General features: G+C 71.0%; 18 protein-coding genes and 2 tRNA genes. 10 read left to right on the forward strand and 10 right to left on the reverse strand.

Features of this window, described 5'->3' with window-relative positions:
* Positions 1-30 precede the first annotated feature (30 nt).
* From gyrA to ACFZDK_RS10920, 3 genes are all read left to right on the forward strand, one after another.
* A complete protein-coding gene (gyrA, locus tag ACFZDK_RS10910; protein ID WP_390971701.1) occupies positions 31-2,634 on the forward strand; it encodes a DNA gyrase subunit A in 2,604 nt (867 codons plus the stop codon).
* Positions 2,635-2,652: 18 nt separating this feature from the next.
* On the forward strand, positions 2,653-3,429 hold the full coding sequence (locus ACFZDK_RS10915) for a DUF3566 domain-containing protein (RefSeq protein WP_390971702.1): 777 nt from the start codon (positions 2,653-2,655) through the stop codon (positions 3,427-3,429).
* A gap of 111 nt (positions 3,430-3,540) precedes the next feature.
* A tRNA-Ile gene (locus ACFZDK_RS10920) sits at positions 3,541-3,617 on the forward strand.
* 43 nt (positions 3,618-3,660) lie between these two features.
* On the opposite strand, the gene ACFZDK_RS10925 is transcribed toward ACFZDK_RS10920, so the two are convergent.
* The 4 genes from ACFZDK_RS10925 to ACFZDK_RS10940 form a co-directional block, all read right to left on the reverse strand.
* The gene (locus ACFZDK_RS10925) at positions 3,661-3,933 is read right to left on the reverse strand and encodes a hypothetical protein (protein WP_390971703.1); all 273 of its coding nucleotides are present in this window, start codon (positions 3,931-3,933) and stop codon (positions 3,661-3,663) included.
* A gap of 505 nt (positions 3,934-4,438) precedes the next feature.
* The gene (locus ACFZDK_RS10930) at positions 4,439-8,455 is read right to left on the reverse strand and encodes an AAA family ATPase (protein WP_390971704.1); all 4,017 of its coding nucleotides are present in this window, start codon (positions 8,453-8,455) and stop codon (positions 4,439-4,441) included.
* A 471-nt stretch (positions 8,456-8,926) separates the two neighbouring features.
* A complete protein-coding gene (locus ACFZDK_RS10935) occupies positions 8,927-9,397 on the reverse strand; it encodes a hypothetical protein (protein ID WP_390971705.1) in 471 nt (156 codons plus the stop codon).
* A gap of 75 nt (positions 9,398-9,472) precedes the next feature.
* Positions 9,473-9,922, reverse strand: a complete 450-nt coding sequence (locus ACFZDK_RS10940; protein WP_390971706.1) for a DoxX family protein — start codon at positions 9,920-9,922, stop codon at positions 9,473-9,475.
* Between the two features lie 195 nt (positions 9,923-10,117).
* On the opposite strand from ACFZDK_RS10940, the gene ACFZDK_RS10945 reads away from it, so the two are divergent.
* From ACFZDK_RS10945 to ACFZDK_RS10955, 3 genes are read left to right on the forward strand one after another with little or no spacing between them, the layout of a single operon-like run.
* Positions 10,118-11,329 (forward strand): amidohydrolase family protein, encoded by a 1,212-nt coding sequence (locus ACFZDK_RS10945; RefSeq protein WP_390971707.1) that lies wholly within the window; start codon positions 10,118-10,120, stop codon positions 11,327-11,329.
* Between the two features lie 48 nt (positions 11,330-11,377).
* A complete protein-coding gene (locus ACFZDK_RS10950; protein ID WP_390971708.1) occupies positions 11,378-11,581 on the forward strand; it encodes a 4Fe-4S domain-containing protein in 204 nt (67 codons plus the stop codon).
* A 3-nt stretch (positions 11,582-11,584) separates the two neighbouring features.
* Positions 11,585-12,514 (forward strand): FkbM family methyltransferase, encoded by a 930-nt coding sequence (locus ACFZDK_RS10955; protein ID WP_390971709.1) that lies wholly within the window; start codon positions 11,585-11,587, stop codon positions 12,512-12,514.
* Between the two features lie 3 nt (positions 12,515-12,517).
* Here the strand turns inward: ACFZDK_RS10955 and ACFZDK_RS10960 are convergent, their stop codons facing one another.
* The 3 genes from ACFZDK_RS10960 to ACFZDK_RS10970 all read right to left on the reverse strand — a co-directional run bounded on the left by ACFZDK_RS10960 (position 12,518) and on the right by ACFZDK_RS10970 (position 14,606).
* Positions 12,518-13,297: a glycosyltransferase gene (locus ACFZDK_RS10960; RefSeq protein WP_390971710.1), complete on the reverse strand. Its 780-nt coding sequence runs from the start codon at positions 13,295-13,297 to the stop codon at positions 12,518-12,520.
* Positions 13,294-14,082, reverse strand: coding sequence for a GntR family transcriptional regulator (locus ACFZDK_RS10965; protein WP_390971711.1), 789 nt, complete (start codon positions 14,080-14,082; stop codon positions 13,294-13,296). Before ACFZDK_RS10965 ends, ACFZDK_RS10960 begins: the two co-directional genes overlap by 4 nt.
* 170 nt (positions 14,083-14,252) lie before the next feature.
* Positions 14,253-14,606, reverse strand: coding sequence for a DUF6344 domain-containing protein (locus tag ACFZDK_RS10970; RefSeq protein WP_390971712.1), 354 nt, complete (start codon positions 14,604-14,606; stop codon positions 14,253-14,255).
* 350 nt (positions 14,607-14,956) lie between these two features.
* On the opposite strand from ACFZDK_RS10970, the gene ACFZDK_RS10975 reads away from it, so the two are divergent.
* Positions 14,957-15,085, forward strand: coding sequence for a DLW-39 family protein (locus ACFZDK_RS10975; RefSeq protein ID WP_003999697.1), 129 nt, complete (start codon positions 14,957-14,959; stop codon positions 15,083-15,085).
* A 186-nt stretch (positions 15,086-15,271) separates the two neighbouring features.
* Positions 15,272-16,642 (forward strand): hypothetical protein, encoded by a 1,371-nt coding sequence (locus tag ACFZDK_RS10980; protein WP_390971713.1) that lies wholly within the window; start codon positions 15,272-15,274, stop codon positions 16,640-16,642.
* Here the strand turns inward: ACFZDK_RS10980 and ACFZDK_RS10985 are convergent.
* Entirely contained in the window at positions 16,606-18,093 is a 1,488-nt protein-coding gene (locus ACFZDK_RS10985) for a protein kinase (RefSeq protein ID WP_390971714.1), read from the reverse strand. The genes ACFZDK_RS10980 and ACFZDK_RS10985 overlap by 37 nt on opposite strands.
* A 162-nt stretch (positions 18,094-18,255) precedes the next feature.
* Positions 18,256-18,804 carry a DNA-binding protein gene (locus ACFZDK_RS10990; protein WP_089100435.1) on the reverse strand — a complete coding sequence of 183 codons (549 nt, stop codon included), beginning with the start codon at positions 18,802-18,804 and terminating at the stop codon, positions 18,256-18,258.
* Positions 18,805-18,946: 142 nt separating this feature from the next.
* Here ACFZDK_RS10990 and ACFZDK_RS10995 point away from each other — a divergent pair.
* Positions 18,947-19,019: transfer RNA gene (locus ACFZDK_RS10995), tRNA-Ala, on the forward strand.
* Between the two features lie 108 nt (positions 19,020-19,127).
* Here ACFZDK_RS10995 and ACFZDK_RS11000 read toward each other — a convergent pair.
* Positions 19,128-19,823 (reverse strand): DUF5324 family protein, encoded by a 696-nt coding sequence (locus tag ACFZDK_RS11000; protein ID WP_390971715.1) that lies wholly within the window; start codon positions 19,821-19,823, stop codon positions 19,128-19,130.
* 328 nt (positions 19,824-20,151) lie between these two features.
* Here ACFZDK_RS11000 and ACFZDK_RS11005 point away from each other — a divergent pair, with 328 nt between their 5' ends.
* Entirely contained in the window at positions 20,152-20,685 is a 534-nt protein-coding gene (locus ACFZDK_RS11005) for a peptidylprolyl isomerase (protein WP_390971717.1), read from the forward strand.
* Positions 20,686-20,691: the final 6 nt, after the last annotated feature.

Genomic DNA, 20,691 nt, shown 5'->3' on the forward strand with positions numbered 1-20,691 from the left:
TGACCGCACCAGGAAGGATCTTCACCAGCAATGGCCGACGAGAACACTCCTGTCACCCCTGAAGAGGGCGGCGACGTCGTGATGCGCATCGAGCCCGTCGGGCTCGAGACGGAGATGCAGCGCTCGTACCTCGACTACGCGATGTCCGTCATCGTCTCCCGCGCGCTGCCCGACGTCCGGGACGGTCTCAAGCCTGTCCACCGGCGCGTGCTGTACGCGATGTACGACGGCGGCTACCGCCCCGAGCGCGGCTTCTACAAGTGCGCCCGTGTTGTCGGTGACGTCATGGGCAATTACCACCCGCACGGCGACTCCTCCATCTACGACGCCCTGGTCCGCCTGGCCCAGCCGTGGTCGATGCGGATGCCGCTCGTCGACTCCAACGGCAACTTCGGTTCCCCGGGCAACGACCCGGCGGCCGCCATGCGCTACACCGAGTGCAAGATGGCGCCGCTGTCGATGGAGATGGTCCGCGACATCGACGAGGAGACCGTCGACTTCACGGACAACTACGACGGCCGCTCCCAGGAGCCGACCGTCCTGCCCGCCCGCTTCCCGAACCTGCTGATCAACGGCTCGGCCGGTATCGCGGTCGGCATGGCGACCAACATCCCGCCGCACAACCTGCGCGAGGTCGCGGCCGGTGCCCAGTGGTACCTGGAGAACCCGGAGGCCTCGCACGAGGACCTCCTGGACGCGCTGATCGAGCGCATCAAGGGCCCCGACTTCCCGACCGGCGCGCTGGTCGTCGGCCGCAAGGGCATCGAGGAGGCGTACCGCACGGGCCGCGGCTCGATCACCATGCGGGCGGTCGTCGAGGTCGAGGAGATCCAGAACCGCCAGTGCCTGGTGGTCACGGAGCTGCCGTACCAGGTCAACCCGGACAACCTCGCGCAGAAGATCGCCGACCTGGTGAAGGACGGCAAGGTCGGCGGCATCGCGGACGTCCGTGACGAGACCTCGTCGCGTACGGGCCAGCGGCTCGTCATCGTGCTCAAGAGGGACGCGGTCGCCAAGGTCGTCCTCAACAACCTCTACAAGCACACCGACCTGCAGACCAACTTCGGCGCCAACATGCTGGCGCTGGTCGACGGCGTGCCGCGCACCCTGTCCCTGGACGCGTTCATCCGGCACTGGGTGACGCACCAGATCGAGGTCATCGTCCGCCGTACGAGGTTCCGGCTGCGCAAGGCCGAGGAGCGGGCGCACATCCTGCGCGGTCTGCTCAAGGCGCTGGACGCGATCGACGAGGTCATCGCGCTGATCCGGGCCAGTGACACGGTCGAGATCGCGCGTACCGGGTTGATGGAGCTCCTGGAGATCGACGAGATCCAGGCCAACGCCATCCTCGAGATGCAGCTGCGCCGGCTGGCCGCCCTGGAGCGCCAGAAGATCATCCAGGAGCACGACGAGCTCCAGGCGAAGATCACCGAGTACAACGCGATCCTGGCCTCGCCGGTCCGCCAGCGCGGCATCGTGAGCGCCGAGCTGGCCGCGATCGTGGAGAAGTTCGGCGACGACCGCAAGACCATGCTGGTGCCCTACGACGGTGACATGTCCATCGAGGACCTGATCGCCGAGGAGGACATCGTCGTCACGGTCTCGCGCGGCGGCTACGTCAAGCGGACCAAGACGGTCGACTACCGGGCGCAGAAGCGCGGCGGCAAGGGTGTGCGCGGTACGAAGCTGAAGGAAGACGACATCGTCGACCACTTCTTCGTCTCCACCACGCACCACTGGCTGCTGTTCTTCACCAACAAGGGCCGGGTGTACCGGGCCAAGGCGTACGAGTTGCCGGACGCCGGCCGGGACGCGCGCGGTCAGCACGTGGCCAACCTGCTGGCCTTCCAGCCGGACGAGGCGATCGCCGAGATCCTCGCGATCCGGGACTACGACGCCGCGTCCTACCTGGTGCTGGCCACCAAGGGCGGTCTGGTCAAGAAGACGCCTCTGAAGGATTACGATTCGCCCCGCACCGGCGGTGTGATCGCGATCAACCTGCGTGAGCGCGAGGACGGTTCCGACGACGAACTGATCGGCGCCGAACTGGTCTCGGCGGATGACGATCTCCTTCTGATCAGCAAGAAGGCACAGTCGATCAGGTTCACCGCCTCCGACGACACTCTGCGCCCCATGGGCCGGGCCACCTCCGGTGTCAAGGGCATGAGTTTCCGCGAGGGCGATGAACTTCTGTCGATGAATGTTGTTCGACCCGGTACGTTCGTGTTCACTGCCACCGACGGGGGGTACGCGAAGCGGACCCGTGTCGACGAGTACCGCGTCCAGGGCCGCGGCGGCCTCGGCATCAAGGCCGCCAAGATCGTGGAGGACCGTGGTTCGCTCGTCGGTGCGCTGATTGTCGAGGAGAACGACGAGATCCTCGCCATCAGCCTGTCCGGCGGTGTGATTCGCACGCGAGTCAGCGAGGTCAGGGAGACGGGCCGTGACACCATGGGCGTCCAACTGATCAACCTGGGCAAGCGCGATGCCGTCGTCGGGATCGCACGTAACGCCGAGGCCGGCAGCGAGGCGGAGGAAGTCGACGGTGACGACACCGTGGACGAGACCGCCGAGACCGCTGAGGGTCTCGAGACCAGCGGTACGGACGAGGGTGAGGCGCCCTCGGCCGAGTAGCACGAGGAGTGAGTCATCGTGAGCGGAGCCACGGGCGCCGGATCGGCCGGTACCTCGACGGGTACGGATGCGGACGGCGGCGCCCGTGGCTCCGCCGCGTCCGACGGGGGCGGTACGCCGCAGCCGCCGGACACGCACACGACCCAGCTGAAGGCGATCAAGGCGCCCACGAAGGCGCCCACGCCGGACGCGCAGGGATCCCAGGGGGGAACCGTGACCGACACCACCCGTGGCCCGGCCGCGCCGGGCGCCCAGCCGGCGCCCGGGCAGCAGGCCCCTTCCCCGCTGCCCGGGGAGCGGCACCAGGAGCAGCCCGCCGGGCCCTACCACCCGCCGCAGGCCTACCCGGCGCAGACCGCGACGCAGGCGCCCGCGGGGGCCGTACGGCGCCCGCGCACCGGCGCCGGGCAGCGCACCGCCCCCCGCACCCGCAAGGCCCGCCTGCGGGTCGCCAAGGCCGACCCCTGGTCGGTGATGAAGGTCAGCTTCCTGCTCTCCATCGCGCTCGGCATCTGCTCGATCGTGGCGTCGGCGGTGCTGTGGATGGTCCTGGACGCGATGGGCGTCTTCTCGACGGTCGGCGGCACGATCTCGGAGGCGACCGGCTCGAACGAGTCGAACGGCTTCGACCTCCAGTCGTTCCTCTCCCTGCCGCACGTCCTGACGTTCACGGCGATCATCGCGGTCATCGACGTCGTCCTCGCGACGGCGCTGGCGACCCTCGGAGCGTTCATCTACAACCTCTCCGCGGGCTTCGTCGGCGGCATCGAGCTGACCTTGGCCGAGGACGAGTAACCGGAGTTCAAACCTCTTCTGAAGGTCCCCCGACAACCGATTTTGGGACTGCCCCGGTCGTGCGCTAATCTTCAGGAGTCAGCGCGCGGGACACACACCGCCGAGCGCGGCGGGGCTATAGCTCAGTTGGTTAGAGCGCATCCCTGATAAGGATGAGGCCACAGGTTCAAATCCTGTTAGCCCCACCAGCACGAAGACCCCCGGATCATCTGGTCCGGGGGTCTTTGGCATCTACGGCTGGCACCGGCGGCGGGGTGGGCGGCGTTGGTCCAGCGAGAAGGTGTAGCCGCGTAGATACGCCTGCAGTCCGTCGTCGATGTAGGCGACGAAGTCCAGGTGGCCTTGAGCGGCGTCGTGATAGTGCGCCTGGTACTGGGCGGACCCGTTGCTGCCCCAGCCGGGGTGGGTGCCGGCGCCCCAGTGGTCGTCGCCGTCCCATCCGTAACCGCTGTACAGCTCCAGGCAGGCGGCCGAGACCACCGCCTCGGTCGCCGTTTCGCTCACGGGTCGGCGGTAGACGAACTCCGTTCCGAAGCCGTCCCCGTAGTCGTCGTCGTAGGCGATGTGGCGCGGTGCGTCCAGACGTTGCGCCAGTTCCGTTCCGTCCAGACGCCTGAGAAGACTTCCCTCGCCGATTCCGCGGTGATGACGAGTCGCCGTGCCGTGGGCAGCGGATCCCAGTAACCACGTAAGACAGACCCTCCTCGATCGAGAGCACCCGGACGAGGCCATCTTCCCCACCGTGCGCATCGAGAGGGCGAGCCGGTGGACACATGGGGGCGACCGGCGATCGTGACGAGCACTGATGTCGGCTCGCCAACGAGATGGCGATTGATCACTGACACCGGCGCCGGGCATGAAAAAGCCCGATCGCTGGCGACGGGGGATGCACCAGCGACCGGGTTGTGGTCAGCGTAACAAGGTGGCCTGTGCGGGGGGAGCCAACTTCTTCGCCGTGGTGAGCAGTTGTGATCGGGATCACTCAAGCGGTGTCATATGTGGGGGTGGTTCAGTCGCCGCAGGGCGGGTCGTAGGTGAGGCGGGGGAGGTACTCCTGCCACTTCTCGCGGGTCAGGACGTTGCGGGTGACCGAGCAGATCCGGGTGACGGCTTCGGCGACGTCCAGGCTCCACAGGCGGACCGTGCCGGCGCCACTGGAGACGCCCAGCATGTCGCTCTGCGGGCCGAAGGAGAGGAAGTTGCCGGTCTTGGCGTTGGGGCTCATGGACTGGCCGATGGGGTGGGCGGAGGACGGGGACGACACGTTCCAGAGGCGGACCGTGTTGTCGTTGCCGCCGCTGGCCAGGATCCTGCCGTCCCGGCTGAAGGTCAGGGAGACGACCGCCTCGGTGTGGCCGGTGAGGACCGGGCCCAGGCGGCTCGCACGGGCGGGATCGGAGACGTTCCAGAGGCGGACCGTGTCGTCGTCGCTGCCGCTGGCGAGGGTGGCCCCGTCGGGGCTGTAGGCGAGCGTGTTGATGGGGCCCAGGTGGCCGGTGAGAGGGGCGCTCAGGGACCTGGCGCGGGACCGGTCGGAGACGTTCCAGAGGCGGACCGTGCCGTCCGCGCTGCCGCTGGCCAGGGTCCTGCCGTCCGGACTGAAGGCGAGGGCGTTGACATAGCCGGTGTGGCCTTTGAGGGGCTCGCCGAGCCGCCTGGGGTGGGCCGGGTCGGAGATGTCCAGGAGCTGCACCGTGCGGTCGTCGTAGTCGGCGGCCACGGTCCGCCCGTCGGGGCTCAGCGCCAGCGCCTCGGCGCCCGCGTACCGGGTGTTCAGCCGGACGGGAGCGCCGTACTGCGCGGGGTGCGCGGGGTCGGAGACGTTCCAGAGCTGTACCCAGTTGACGTTGTTCTCGCCGGTGAGGATGACGAGGGTGCGGCCGTCGCGGGTGAACACCATCGACCGCAGGTCGCGCCAGCCGGTCCGGAACGGCTCACCGAGCGCCGTGGGCCGGGCCGGGTCCATGATGTTCCACAGCCGCATCCTGCTGTCGTTGCCTCCGGTGGCCAGGACGCGCCCGTCGGGGCTGAACGCCCCCGCCTCGCCGATCATGTCGGACCCCGGGATCGCCCAGAGCCGCACCTTGCCGTCCCCGCTGCCGGTGGCGAGCGTGTGTCCGTCGGGGCTCCAGCCGACGGCGTACATCTCGCCGCTGCTGCCCGCGAGCGGCTCGCCCACCTGGGACGGGAAGGCAGGGTTGCCGACGTTCCACAGGCTGGCCGTGGAGTCCGCGCTGCCCGCGGCGAGCATGGAGCCGTCGGGGCTGAAGGCCACCGACCAGACGGGCCCGGTGTGGCCGGTGAGCGGCCCGCCGAGCGCCTTGGCGTGTGCCCGGTCGGAGACGTCCCACAGCCGTACCGTGTCGTCCTTGCTGCCGCTCGCGAGGGTCTTGCCGTCCGGGCTGAAGGCCACGGAGTGCACGGTCGCCGCGTGCCCGGTCAGCGGAGCGCCCACCCGCCTGGGCCGTCGGGGGCCGGAGGCGTCGTACAGCAGGATCGTGTTGTCGTCGCTGCCGGCCGCCAGCGTGTGGCCGTCGGGGCTGAAGGCGATGGAGCGGACGGCTTCGGTGTGGCCGGTCAGGGTGCCCAGCGACGAGGGGTGGCGCGGGTCGCGCACGTCCCACAGGTGGACGGTGTGGTCCTCGTCGGCGGTGGCCAGGGTCTTGCCGTCCGGGCTGAAGGCGACCAGGTAGATGGTGCCGTCGTGACCGGTCAGCGGGGTGCCCAGGGCCGCCGGGTGCTTCGGGTCGGCGACGTTCCACAGGCGTACGGTGCCGTCGTCGCCGGCGCTGGCCAGGGTGCGGCCGTCCGGGCTGAAGACCGCGCTGGAGACCCAGCTCGTGTGGCCGAGCAGCGGTTTGCCGAGCGCCCTCGGCCGGGTCGGGTCGCTCACGTCCCACAGCCGGACCGTGCGGTCGTAGGCAGCGGTGGCCAGGACCTTGCCGTCGGGGCTGAAGCTGGTGAGGTAGACCGCTCCGGTGTGGCCGAGCAGCGGGGTGGCCAGCGGGGCGTTGACGATGGATATCAGGCGGTTGGCGGCGCCCTCGTCGTCCGGCCGCAGGTGGTGTGCGACCAGGTCGAGCTGGGCGGACAGCGACGGGTCCGCGTACTGGAACCGGTCGGCCTCGGCCACCACCTGCTCGAACATCGCGTCGTCCCGCTGCTGCCGGGCGACCACGGCGGAGCCGGCCGCCAGGATCGCCAGCACGACCAGTGCCGCCACGGCGGTCCGGCTGATCCACACGGTACGACGGCGCAGCCGCACCGAGGCCGCCAGGAACTCCACCGCACTGCGGGTCAGGAAGGTGTCGTCGGCCGACTTGGCCCAGGTGTGGGCCTGTTCGAGCCGTGAACCCCGGTAGAGCAGTGCGGAGTCGTGGTCCGACTCGCCCCAGGTCCGGCCGTCCTCCTCCAGGCGCTGGCGCAGCAGATTGCCGTTGCGGTCCTCGTCGAGCCACTCGCGCAGCCGGGGCCAGGCGTGCAGCAGCGCCTCGTGGGTGATCTCCACCGTGTCCGCGTCCAGCGTCACCAGCCGGGCCCGGACCAGGGCTTCGAGCGACTCCTCCGTCTTGCCCGGGTCGGTGGACTCGGCGGCCAGCTGGCGCCGGGTGCTGCGCCTGCGGGTCGCCTGGGTGTCCTCGCCGAGCCGGACCAGACGCAGCAACAGCAGCCGGGCGGCGGTACGGGCGGCCGGGTCCAGGCTGGACCAGGCACGTTCGGCGGTCGCGGCGACGGCGCCCTGGATGCCGCCGGCCGCGCGATAGCCGGCCAGCGTCAGCCGGCCCGCCTTGCGGCGCTGCCAGGTGGCGAGCAGGGCGTGCGAGAGCAGCGGCAGGACACCGGCGTCATGGGCGCCACGCGGGCCGTCGGCGCTCACCTCGCGAACGATCAGCTCGGCGAGTCCCGGCTCCAGTTCCAGCCCCACCGCCTTGGCGGGACCGGTCACGGCCTCACGCAGTTCGGCGGTGGTCAGCGGACCGAGCACCAGGGGGCGCTGCTGGAGCGCGTCGGCGAGCTCGGGATAGCCGAGGCACTGCTCGTAGAAGTCGGCACGGATACCGAGGACGACCAGGGCGGGAGCGGGCTCGTCGGCAGCGGCGGACGTGCTGGCCGTGTGCAGGAGCTGGACGAAGGTGCGCCGGTCCGTCTCGTCAGCGCAGAGGGTGAAGGTCTCCTCGAACTGGTCCACGATCAGGACCGGTCGGGCCGGACCGGGAGTACCGGCCGTAGCGGATCCCGACGGCGATGTTTCACGTGAAACATCCTCGGCCTCACGCCGGGCCCAGGCCGTGACCGCTGCCCGGACGGCCTCCGGATCGTCCAGGTCCGCCAGATCGGCCAGCTCGGGTATCCGGCGGGTCAGCTCCTTGACCGGATCCGCTCCCGGGACGAGCTGGAGGACCTCGCGCGGGCGCCCCTCCTCGTCGGCCAGGGCGCCGTTCTGCAGCGCGGTGACCAGACCGGCGTTCAGCAGCGAGGACTTCCCCGCCCCCGAGGCTCCGACCAGCATGACCAGACCGCCGCCGTCCTGTGCCGAGTGGAGCTGGGCGACCAGCGCGTCGGTGCTGCGCTCGCGGCCGAAGAACCAGCGGGCGTCCTCACGGCGGTAGGAGGCCAGACCGCGGTACGGGCAGACGCTGTCGACCGGCGGTGGCTCCGTCTCCTCCGCCGTCTCCGGTCCGTCCGGTTCGCCGACCGGGTCGGCCACCGCCCGCTCCCACAGCTTCTGCCACTGGGCCAGGTCGTACAGCCCCGAGGAGACCGGTGCCGGCTGGGAGCGGCGGGCCTGCGGGACGAGGACATGGAGCACGGCGGAGAGCGCGGCGAACTGCGCGGGCACGTTCTTCGCCCGACGCCAGTCGCTGATCCGCTGGGCGGAGACCCGCACGGGCCGGCCCCGCTCGTCGACCCGGTGCAGTCGGTCGACCGCCTCGGCGACGCGTTTGAGCGGAGGGTTGCCAGCCTCCTTGTACAGCAGCGCGAGTCGTTCCGCGAAGGCTGTCCGTGCCCCTGCGTCGGGACCCAAGGCTCTCCACCCCTTACTTCCCCGCTGCTGGACATCCGGACCGGAAAACTCACCTTATACGGCTGACCTGCGGCGAAGCCTTGGACCGGACGTCATGGACTCCTCAGATGTGCTCCCCGACTGGCAGGATTTCGCCACAGCACCGCGGTAATCGGGCGCCGCCCGACCGGCCGACCAGCTCAGCATCCGCAGAGACAGTCCACGGAACCGCATGTTCTCGGTCAGCTTCCTCCGGTGATCACCCGCCGGAGTGGCGCGACGACGGCAGCCGTTCTCTCCGACACTGGGCAGGCCGCCTGTCCGCAGGGCGCGGTCCGACGCCACCCGCGCCGTTCGGCACCGGTCCCCACGTGGGGAGGGACCGGTGCCGAACGGCACGGGATCGGCGTCCACCCGGGGCGCGGCCGGGCGTCCGGTCGGTCGGCTCGGCCCTCGTGCCGGCCACCGTGCCGGCCGTCGTAGTGACCGGCCTCAGTCCCGTATCCAGCCCGCCGTACGGGCCGCCTCGACCGCGCGTTCCTCCGCGTCGTCGGCCGCTGTGTTCAGCGCCGTGTCCTGTCCCGCGGCCGTTCCGGCGGCCGCCAGCGCGGCCGCCCGGGACGCGGTGAGGGCGGCGGCCAGGGCCGCGGACGCCTCGGGGCGGTCGTCGAGGGCAGCGGCCACCTGTGCGGCCAGCGCCGCGGTGGCGGCCGCGTTGCGGGCGCAGCGGGCGTCCGCGGCGGGGTCGGGTGCGGTGCCGGGCGCGGTGTCGGCCAGGGCGGCGAGCGACTGGGCCGACAGCCGGAGCGCGTTGGCCGCCCGGCCGACAGGGCTCGTCGGGACCGTCTGGGCCGCGTCGGGGGTGATCCCCGCATGGCGGCAGACGGCCGCGGCACGCTCGTACGCACTGCGCGCACGCGCGGAGTGCAGCTTCCTGAGCGTCTCGGTCGAGGGATCAGTCATCTCCGCCTCCTCGCTGCCGGGCGCGGGCAGGGTGCCACGCCGGGCGCGAACACTCCAGCCATACGGCGCGGTGAGCTAGCCGAACAGCCCCAGTGCGGAGTCCAGGGACCAGCTCTGCCAGCAGATCGCGAACAGGCCGACCAGGGAGATCAGGGCCATCATCAGGTTCTGTCCCTGCTCCGCCCAGTCGTGGATCATGAGGACCAGGTAGACCAGGTTGAGCAGCAGGCCGGCCACCAGCGCGATCGGGGTGAAGAGGCCGGAGACCAGGCCGAGGCCCAGGGCGAGTTCCGCGTACGCCACGACGTAGGCGATCAGCCGGGGGCGCGGTGCGACGACCGTGTCGAAGCCCCGGCGGACCACGGGCCAGCGGTGTTTCTCCGCGATGCCGGCCGCCCACCGGATGCCCCCGCCGCCGAACCACTGCTTCTTGTCCTTGTGCCGCCAGCTCTCCAGCCACCACAGCCCGAGCCCGATGCGGAGCACCGCGAACCATTCGGCACCGCTCAGCAAGGCTGATCGCATCCCGCACCCTCCCCGGATCCCGGCACATGTCTGACGGTCCGTCAGTTCAGCGGATGGCGGCGCCGCCCGCAAGGGGGTGGGCGTGTTTCCGGCGGCCCTTGCTGGTCCCGGCTGTGGGGCCTAGCCTGAATGGCGAAGCCAAATCTGATGGGTCGTCAGATATAGCGGAATCTCCGCAGGCAGCAGGGGGTAGGCATGGCAGTGGACGCGACCGGCACCCAGGATCTGCCCAGGGTCGTCAGCGTGGACGACCACGTGATCGAGCCCGCGCACCTCTTCGAGAGGTGGCTGCCGGGCAAGTACCGCGACAAGGGGCCCAAGCCCTTCACCGCGGGGATCGGCGAACTCGCCTACATCGGCGGCAAGTACCGGTTCACCACGGATCCCGCGGGCCAGCTCACCGACTGGTGGGAGTACGAGGGCCTGCTCTTCCCGTACAAGCGGATCATCGCGGCCGTCGGCTTCTCCCGGGACGAGATGACGCTCGACGGCATCACCCGGGAGCAGATGCGGCCCGGCTGCTGGGACCCGAAGGAACGGCTCAAGGATATGGACATCAACCATGTCGAGGCCTCCCTCTGCTTCCCGACCTTCCCCCGCTTCTGCGGACAGACCTTCGCCGAGGCCGACGACAAGGAGGTCGCGCTGGCCTGCGTCCGCGCCTACAACGACTGGATGGTCGAGGAGTGGTGCGGGGACAGCGGCGGCCGGCTGATCCCGCTGTGCCTGATCCCGCTGTGGGACATCGACCTGGCGGTCGCCGAGATCCGGCGCAACGCCGAGCGGGGCGTCCGGGCGGTCACCTTCAGCGAGATCCCCACCTATCTGGGCCTGCCGTCCATCCACTCCGGCTACTGGGACCCGTTCTTCGCGGCCTGCGAGGAGACCGGGACGGTCGTCAACATGCACATCGGCAGCAGCTCGCAGATGCCCGCCGCCTCCCCCGACGCCCCGCCCGCCGTCCAGGCCTCGCTGAGCTTCAACAACGCCATGGCCTCGATGATGGACTTCCTCTTCTCCGGGGTCCTGGTGCGCTTCCCCCGGCTCAAGCTCGCCTACAGCGAGGGGCAGATGGGCTGGATCCCGTACGCCCTGGAGCGCGCCGACGACGTCTGGGAGGAGCACCGCGCCTGGGGCGGGGTGAAGGACCTGATCCCGGAGCCGCCCTCGACGTACTACTACCGGCAGATCTTCTGCTGCTTCTTCCGCGACAAGCACGGCATCGAGGCGATCGAGACCGTCGGCGTGGACAACGCGACCTTCGAGACGGACTACCCGCACGTCGACTCGACCTGGCCGGAGACCAAGCGGGTGGCCCAGGAACACGTGGGCGGGCTGGCCCCGGAGGTGGCCTACAAGCTGCTGCGCGGGAACGCGATCCGGATGCTGGAGCTGCCGTTCACCTGACCGGACCTGACCGGTTCAGCCGGTCCCCTGCGGGGCAGGGGACCCGGCATGGAGGTCTCCGTGGACGCCGACGTCTGTTACGGGTCCGGTGAGTGCGCCTTCCGGGCGCCCGCCGTGTTCGGTTTCGAGGACGGGTACGGTTTCGTCCTGCCCGGACGGGAGCAGTCCGGGGACGACGAACTGATCCGGGACATCGCCGAACGCTGCCCGTCCCAGGCGATCCGGATCGACGGCAGAAGGATCACTGACTAGCGGATGAGCGACAACCGTACGGAACTCACCGAACTCCTGGCCACGCTCGGCCGCCGCTACGTCCGCGACCTCCCGGTGTCCTGGGGCAAGGCCCGCGCCGCCCGCGCGCTCAACCCCTACCTGCGCGACCACCCACGGCGACGCGTGGTCGAGACGCTCTCCGGCGCCCGGTTCGCGGTCGACACCCAGGACCTCATCCAGCGCTATCTCTACCTCTTCGGGGTGTGGGAACCGCACATGACCCGCTGGCTGCGCGGCCGGCTGGCGCCGGGGGACTGCTTCGTCGACGTCGGCGCCAACATCGGCGTCTTCAGCGTCCTCGCCTCGCGGCTCGTCGGTGACCGGGGCCGGGTCGTGGCCGTCGAGGCCTCCCCCGAATTCCACCGCCGCCTCGAACAGCAGAGCGAGCTCAACGGCTGCCGGAACATCCGCGCGGTCAACGCCGCCGTCTCCGACACCCACCGCACCCTGACCTTCGTGCTCGCCAGCTCCCGCAACATGGGCGCCAACAGCATCGTCCCGTGGGACGGCCCGGCCGAGTCCAGCTTCGACATCGAGGCGGTGCCGTTGCCCGAACTGCTGCTGCCGGAGGAGATCGAGACCGCGCGGGTCGTCAAGATCGACGTCGAGGGGGCCGAGGGCGCGGTGGTCCGCGGGCTCGCCCCGCTGCTGGAGAAGCTGCGCCCGGACGCCGAGATCACCGTCGAGGTCACCCCCGACCGCATGGCCCAGCTCGGCGACTCGGCGGACGACCTGCTGCGCACCATGACCGACGCGGGCTACCACGTCTACCGTCTGGCCAACAGCTACGCGGCCGACAGCTACCCCCGCGCGCTGCACGGCGAACCGGTGGTCCCGGTCCGCTGGGACCGGCCGGTGACCGAGGAGAGCGACCTGGTCTTCTCCCGGGTGGACGCGGCGACCCTGCCCTGAGCGCTAGCGGCCCGGCGGGTACTGCCACCCGAAGCCGGCCAGGGCCCGCGCCCGCGCCGCCACGACGGCCATCCGGGCCTCCCGCTCCACCGGGTCGGTGTGCGCGGACTGGCCGGTGACCTGGCCCTCCCACTTGCGGTAGAGCAGCCCGGTCTCCGCCGTGAACCAGCCCCGGCTCACCGCGTTCAGCGCGAGCAGCAGCCCGGTGTCCTCGGAGGCGGGCAGCGCCATCCAGCCGCCGAGGGCCAGCAGCAGCTCGCGGCGGACGAAGAGGGAGGCCGGGTGGACCGGGGCGCGGAAGTCGTTCGCCGTCCAGTGGTCGAGCACGGCTCCGCGCTCGATCGGGCCCTCCTCCGGGTCGCCCGGGAAACCGGCCGTGGAGCCGTCGGGCAGCAGGTCCAGGACCCGTGAGGTGGCCCAGCCGACGGCCGGCTCGCCCTCCAGCACGGCCAGGTCACGGGCGAGCGCGCCCGGCGGCAGCCGGTCGTCGGCGTCGAGGACCCTGACGTACGGCCCCTCGGCCCGGGCCAGCGCGATGGTGCGTGCGACACCGGGACCACCGGCCCGGCCCTGCCGGAACGACACCCGGGCGTCGTCGGGGACGTACGGGCGCACCTCGTCGCCGTACCCGTCCTCCTGCACCAGCCACCGCCACTCCCACCCGTCCGGCAGCCGCTGCTCGCACAGCGACGCGTAGGCCTCCGGCAGGAAGCGGCCCGACGGGGCGTGGACCGCGGTGACGACGGTGACGACAGCGGCGCGCCGGCTCACGGCAGCGCTCACCACCTTTCCAGATACGTGGTGAAGAGCAGCTCCGTGCGGTCGCCGGGGAGCGTGACGAGGGTGATGTCCACGATGCGGTCGTGGACGTCGTACGAGGTCTTGTGCAGCAGGATCACCGAGGTGCCGGCCGGCAGGTCCAGCTCCCGGGCCTCCTCGGGCGTCGGCGGGCGGGCGGTGAAGCGCTCCTCGACGCGGCCGACCTCGATGCCGACGGTGTACAGCTGGTTCTGGGTGCCGCCCGGCCAGGGCTCGTTGGTCTCGTCCAGGAGCGCCGGGTTCGCCGCGATCAGGTCGCGGACGAGATAGGAGGTCACCAGGTTGAAGGGGCCTGTCTCGGCCGCGTGCCGGGTCCGGTAGGTGCGCTCCAGAAGCACGGTGCCCTCCGGCACCCCGAACGCGTCGGCGAGGTCGCTGGGGGCGGTCAGTTCGCGGTACCGGGCGAAGAAGACCAGGTCGTCGAGGACCAGTCCGGTGTCGTGCTCGGTCGCGCCGGTCGCGGCGCGGGCGGCCTCCGGCATCCGGGCGCGGTTCTTCTCCCACTGGTGCCGGGTGTTGTCACGGACGGCGCGGGTGCGCGGGCGGCGCACGAAGGTGCCGGTGCCGTGCCGCTTGTCGATCAGGCCCTCCGCGCTCAGCAGCCGGAGCGCGTTCTGGACCGTGGGCACACTGCGGCCGTGCTGCCTGGCCAGCTCCGTCTCCGAGGGCAGCCGGGCGCCGGGCTTGAGCGCGCCGTCCCGGATGGCACGGCGGAGATCGTCGGCGATCTCCTCGTAGGCCTTGGGCACGCTTTCAGGCTACGACTCCTCAAGAGGACTTGATGAGTCGGGCGGCCGCCCCCGGCCCCGGACGTGCGAAGACCCGCGGCCGGTTCCCGGTCGCGGGTCTCTGTCGCAGTAGGCGCTGGTACGTACGCAAGTCGCCCTTGCGCCGTTTGCGTCTCAGCAGGCTGTGCGGGTCAGCAGTCGAGCGGTTCCGAGGGGGTTTCGGCCGCGGTCTCCGACTCGGTCGCGTCGAGGGCCCGGTGGCGGCAGCTGGGGGTCTTGCCGTGGGCCTCGGCCCGGATGCGCTGCTTCATCGTGGGGGGCAGGGACCTGGCCTGGGACCAGAGCCAGTGAGTCTGTGCGGGGATCCTGACCCGGTCGGGGACCTGTTCGCTGCCGTGGTCGTCGCCGCTGCTGTTGCGCGGGGTCTCGGTCTGCGGTACCGCGGCGGCGGTGGTGGCGGAGACGAATCCGAGCGCCGTGCACAGCGCGAGGAAGGCGGTGACGATGGCGGTCCACAGCTTCATGACCTTGGTGTTCCGGGCCATGGCCCCTCACTTTCGGGTTGGGCGATTTGCGTACTTTCCTCATGATGTGTATGGGGAGCGCGAAGTGGGGGACGTCAACCCGTGGCGCGTCGATGTTCAGATGAACACCACCCGGTTGGACGCATAGAGGTAGGAAAACTCCCAAAAGGAGACGAGAGGTATCAAAGTAACCGTCCGTGGGGGTGTGATCACCCTCCGATCGGAACGGTCCCGGCCGCGCGCAACACCGTGCCGGGGGCCGGAGTTGGGGCCGGATGCGGGCCGGAAGCCAGGTCACCGATCGGTATCGGTCGGTGTGTATAGTCGGGCGCCAGAGGTCCCCTACGTCAAGGAAGAGACGAGGTCGCGCGGTGAAGAAGCTTCTCCTGGTCGCACTGGCCGCCATCGGCGGGCTCCTCGTGTACCGCCAGATCCAGGCGGATCGCGCCGAGCAGGATCTGTGGACGGAGGCGACTGACTCCGTGCCCACGGGTTCGTGAGTACCGACAACAGACGACACTGAGACCCCGGCCGCCTCGCGGTCGGGGTTTTGCGTTCTCCGGGCCCCGGCGCGACGCGGGTGTTTCGGACGGTCCCACCGATTGCCGGGTGGCGCGCGGGCGCGCGGGGCAGTATGGGGCGGGTCCGGGACTTCGGCGGCGGGCGAGCGACGGCTGGGGGCGCGCGTGATACGGCGGTGGCGTACGACGGCGGGGCGACGGGGCACCGGCAGGGCGGCCCCCCTCGGAGTCCGCCGTGGGGCCGCCCTCGGAGTCCCCTTCGCAGCCGCCCTCGCACTGGCGGCCCTGCTGCCGGCCACCCTGGTCTCCCTGGCCTCACCGGCCCGGGCGGACGACGGCAGCCGATACGCCTTCGCCCCGGACGCCCGCACGGTCACCGGGGCGAAGAACACCGCGGACGCCGTACCGCTGGAGCCCGGCGAGACCTATCGCAGCTCCCTCCCCGACAAGGGGAAGCTCTACTTCCGCCTCGAACTCGCCGCCGCCACCGACGCGTACGTCCCCGTCACCGCCGTCCCGCCGCCCGACGCCACCGTCTCCGCGAGCGACGGCATCACGGTCTCCGTCGAGGACGCCAACGGGATCTCCTGCCACTACGACAGCGCCCGCTTCGGCGCCGGACTGAGCCCCCGCCCGATCACGGCGCTCGGACGCCGGGAGGCGGGCGGCACACTCTGCAAGGACGCGGGCACCTACTACCTGGTCGTCGAACGCGCCGTGTCCGGCTCCCGGACCACGACCCCGGGCAGCTGGGACCTGGAGATCGCCCCCGCCACCGAACCCGCCCTGGCCGGCACGGGCGCCACCACCGCCCCCGAGACCTGGAACTCCGCATCGCCCGAGCCGCTCACCGAAGACCCCCACCGCGCCACCGGCGGGGCCGGCTTCAGCACGGCCCGCACCCTCGACCAGGGCGTCTGGCAGACCGACATCACCCCCGGCCAGACCCTCTACTACGCGATCCCCGTCGCCTGGGGCCGGCAACTCCACGCCACCGTCGACCTGGGCAGCACCGGCGGAGACGCCCACGGCTATGTCAACGTCGCGCTCAACCTCTCCCTCTACAACCCGGTCCGCGGCTACGTCGACGACGTCTCCCTCGGCTACGACGGCACCCAGAAGTCCTCCTCCCTCGACCCCCTGCCACCCGTGGCGTACGCCAACCGGTACGCCGTCTCCGGCGAGCAGAACGCCGTCCGCTTCGCCGGCGCCTACTACCTCGTCGTCCATCTCACCGGGCAGACGGCGGACACGTTCGGGCCGGGACCGTACGGCGTGACCCTCCGGGTCCGGCTCGACGGCACCCCGAACTCCGGCCCCGAATACGCCGGTTCGTCCGTCCCGAAGGGCCTCTTCGACGCGTCGTCGGACCAGGGGAGCCTCGGGACAACGACCGGCGACGACCACACCGCGATGCGGGCGCTCGCCGTGGCCGGGATCGGCACGGGCACCGCCCTGCTGCTGGTCCTCGGCGTCTGGACCCTGACCGCCCGCCGCGCTCAGATCCGCGTCAACGCCCAGAAACCCACGGCGTAACAGGCCAGCGCCAGCAGCAGGATGGGCACGGCCGCCTTCGCGGGGGGACCGGGACGACGGACCCGGCGCCGACGCCGTCCATGGGGACGGACCGCCACCGGCGCGGCCTGCCCGGCCTCCGGGGTCTGCGGGTCCCGGGCGGTGTAGGTGGCGGTGGTGGTGTCGGCATCCGGCTGGACCGGGGGAAGCGGCTGCGCGGGAGGCCAGGGGGTGTGGAACTGTGGTGCGGGGGCGGCCGGTTGTGGCTGTGGCTGTGGCTGTGGCTGTGGCTGGGCGTACGGCGGATACGTCGGTGTCGGCCGGGGCGATTCCGCGGCCGAGGTGGGGGGCGTCGGCGTCTGGGGTGGAGGGAGCCGGAAGCTGCCGGTGTCGGACATGCCGGCGGGGGACGGGGGAGCGTCCGGGGGCCCGGTCGGGGCGACCGCATCAGCGGACGACCGCTCTCCGACCGTCGAACCCGGACCCGGACCGGAATCCGAACCCGACCCCGTGCCTGACCCTCTGCCTCTGTCCGCGCCCGCTTCCGAACCCGCCGACGTGCCGGTGCCCGTGTCGATCCCGGACGCCCTCCGCAGCGGACCCTCCAGGGCGAATCCCGAGGGCAGCGGGCCCAGTTGGTCGAAGATCTCGATCGACTCGTCGTCGGCGTCGGACTCCGGCAGGAGTTCCCTCGCCTGGGCGAGGGCCTTGCGGGCACCCGTGGCCGTACGGAAGCGGGAATGGGGATCGGGCTGGAGGAGGCCGGCGACAACCTCCCAGAGCGGGTCGGGGATGCCCTTGGGGGCCCCTGGGGTGCCGTGTTCGGCGAAGTACTGGACGAGCGCCTTGGCGTCCGGCTTGGCCCCCTCCAGGAGATACAGGGCGACCAGGCCCACGGCGAACAAGTCGGCCGTGAAGTCGGGCTCCGCGCCCAGCAGTTGTTCGGGGGCGATGTAACCCGGCGTGCCGACCACGAGGTTGGTCTCGGTCAGCCGGGCCTCGCCGAGCCGCATGGCGATGCCGAAGTCGGAAAGCCGCAGGCGCGGACGGGCGGTACCGGTGGCCTCCAGCAGGATGTTCGCGGGCTTGATGTCCCGGTGGACCACGCCCTCGGCATGCACCGCCGCGAGGCCGGAGAGAAGCTGGTCGAGCAGGGTGCAGACGAACGCCGGGGGCAGGGGGCCGTAGTCCCCGACGAGATGGACCAGCGAACCGCCGGCGACCAGGTCCATGGTGAACAGGACCTGGTCGTCGTCGGCGGCCCAGCTGGCCGGAGCCAGGACATGGGGGTGGTCGATACGCAGCGCCTGCTCCCGCACGAAACGCAGGAGCGCGTGGGCGTCACTCTGCTGGAGCACCTTGGCCGCCACATAGCGTTTCCGCCGGTGGTCCCAGGCACGCCAGACGGCGCCCACCCCGCCATGACCGATCGGGTCGGCCAGTTCGTACCGGCCCGCGAAGACCTCACCCATGACTGCCCGTACCCCTCCCCCTCGAGTCCCCCTGCCACCCCCTTGCCTGTTACCCCCCTTGCTTCCCCCGGATGAGCGATACGACCCCTCTCGCGTGCCCCCGTTGCCAGGGCCTTGCCCTGCCCGGTCCACCGGACCCCCTCCGGTGTGCCGGGCCGTGGCTCAGCTCTGGTGGGACTGGTAGTGCGTGACCGCGTCCGAGGTACGGCCGGCGCCGTACACCCGGAGGAACTCCGCCAGCTCCGGATGGGTCGGGGCGAGGGTGTCGGCCGCGTCGATGATGTCGCCCGCGGCGGCCACCGAGCGCAGCAGCGACTGGATCTCGCGGACCACCCGCTTGACCGTCGGCGCTCCCGAACCGCTCGTCGTCTGTGTGGTGTTGCTGAGCACCGAGCCCCCCTGGGACTTCTTGATCTCGTCCATCCGCTCGGTCGCCTCGGCCGCGCTCACGCTGCCGTCCGCGACCTGCGCCGACAGGTCCTGGAGCAGCTGCACCCGCTGGACCACGGCCGGGTTGCCGATCTTCGCCCGCTGGCCGCTCATCAGCTGCGACAGCATGGGCGCGGACAGTCCGAGGACCGCCGCCAGACGAGCCTGGTTGAGCCCCAGGTCGTCGATGAGCTTACGGAAGAGCGCCCCCAACGGCTCTCCGTACCAGTTCCGCTGCAGCTCCCGCGCTCTGGCGGTGGCTTCCTGCTGTGCGGCGTCCATTGCGTCTCCCCATCGCTTCCCCAAAAAATCCACGGTTCGCTACAGCGAACCTCGTCGAGCATCTTACGGAGCGTGGTCATCCGGGGGGACCCCCAATCTTTTTGCGAGGTACGGGGGGTGACCCGGTACTCTGTTGAGCGCCGGGGCCTTAGCTCAGTTGGTAGAGCGCCGTCTTTGCATGGCGGATGTCAGGGGTTCGACTCCCCTAGGCTCCACAACAAAACCCCCTGACCTGCGTAAACGCGGTCAGGGGGTTTTCTCTTGGTACCGGTGGTTTCACGTGGAACAGGGGCGCGTTCCACGTGAAACGTGGAACGCGCCGGTCAGCGCTCCTTGCCGTCCCGGTTCGCCCGCTCCTCGGCCTCCTTGGCCTGGACCTCGGGATCGAGCGGGGAACTGCCGTCCACCGAGCCGAGACGGCCCGCGTCGGGCACCTCCGTGGCGGCGGGCGGCTCGACCAGCCAGTCGGGGTTGGCCTGCTTGTCCCACCACTTCCAGGCGGCGAAGCCCGCACCGGCCAGCAGACCGAACACGGCGAACGCCTTGAACGCACGGCCGCACGCCGACCGCCGCTGGTTCCGGCGGGCCAGCTTCTCGATGTCCTCCGCCGAGACATTGCCGCGCAGCGCGGCCAACGCGGCGGCGCCCCGGGCCGAGGCCTCCTCACGGACCGGCCCGGCCGCCGCCACGGCCTGCTCGATCCTCGGACGCGAGTAGTCGGCCGCCTGCCGGGCAGCCTTACGGGTCAGATCGGCGGCATCGTGCGCAGCCTGGTCCACCCTCGGCGGCACATGCGTGCGGGCCTGCTCCAGACGCGGCACGAGACGGGCGTCGTACTGGACGCGGGCCTGCTCAGCGGCCTGCGACACCACGGGCGCGAGCCGTACGCGTGCCTCCTGCGCGTAGTACGCGGCACGCTCCATGGCCGTGTCGGCGTAGGGCGCCACCGCTTCCGCGGCGTGCCGCACGCTGTCCTTCGCCGAACTGGTCGCGGCGCGCACGCTCTCTTTGCGGGTCACGGGTTTCCTCCTCCTCGGTGGCGTACGGTATTTCGACTTTCCACCCTTTTAGGGATCATGCCTGCCAACGGGCCGGGCGGCGCGCGAGGACGGGCATACGGGTGCAACCAGAGCTAAGAGGGGCTTGTCGACGACAATGCCACGGATCGGCGCCGCGCGCTCCCGGCCGGACGGGGGGACTCCGCCGGGTTTCGGCAAGCGATTCGTGAGGATGTCCGCCGCCAGGCCGCAGCCGGGCCACGGAGCCGCCGCACCGTGCGAGGATCGTGCCGTCCAAGCCAGCACCGGGTTACACCCGGGCGCACATGAGCACAACGGAAGGCGGACCGTGGCCGAGCAGCTCTACGCCACTCTGAAGACCAGCCTCGGCGACATCGAGGTCCGGCTTTTCCCGAACCACGCCCCGAAGACCGTCAAGAACTTCGTCGAGCTGGCCCTCGGCGAGCGCGAGTGGACCGACCCGGCCACCGGCACCGTCTCCACCAACCCCCTCTACGACGGCACCGTCTTCCACCGCGTGATCAGCGGCTTCATGATCCAGGGCGGCGACCCGCTCGGCACCGGCATCGGCGGCCCCGGCTACAAGTTCGAGGACGAGTTCCACCCCGACCTGCGCTTCGACCGGCCCTACCTGCTCGCCATGGCCAACGCCGGCCCGCGCACCAACGGCTCGCAGTTCTTCATCACGGTCAACCCCGCCCCCCACCTCAACCGCAAGCACACCATCTTCGGCGAGGTCGTCGACGCGGACAGCCAGAAGGTCGTGGACAAGATCGCCTCCGTCGCCGTCAGCGGCCCGAACAAACGGCCCGAGAAGGACGTCGTCCTCGAGACGGTGCTCGTCGAGAAGCGCGAGAACTGACGGCCC

The organism is Streptomyces sp. NPDC007901 (assembly GCF_042959465.1).
Classification (GTDB): Bacteria; Actinomycetota; Actinomycetes; order Streptomycetales; family Streptomycetaceae; genus Streptomyces.